Source organism: Pseudomonas sp. Kh14 (assembly GCF_900291005.1).
Taxonomy (GTDB): Bacteria; Pseudomonadota; Gammaproteobacteria; order Pseudomonadales; family Pseudomonadaceae; genus Aquipseudomonas; species Aquipseudomonas alloputida.
The window spans coordinates 1-248 of record NZ_OLKJ01000227.1 but is presented as its reverse complement, the minus strand read 5'-3'; the positions used below and the strand labels follow the sequence as shown (position 1 = coordinate 248).

1 protein-coding gene is annotated in these 248 nt (G+C 65.7%); it reads right to left on the bottom strand.

Annotated features, from left to right (window positions below):
* Nucleotides 1–248, bottom strand: a 248-nt coding sequence (locus tag FQ668_RS27915) for an AMP-binding protein (RefSeq protein WP_144180830.1), incomplete at both ends; no start/stop codon positions are given.

Here is a 248-nt window from a genome sequence, read left to right as displayed (position 1 = left end):
AACCGGAGGTGTACATGATGTAGGCCAGGTCATCGGGCCCGGCCAATGGCGGGAGGTTGCTACCCGGCTGATCGGCGAACAGCGCAGCGTCGGTGTCCAGGCGCAGGCGTGGCAGGTCGGCCCCCAGCTGTTCCAACAGCCCTTGCTGACCGAGCAACAGCGCCGGTTGCGCATCTTCGAGCATGTAGGCCAGGTGCTCCACCGGGTAGGTCGGGTCGAGCGGCACATAGGCACCACCGGACTTGAGA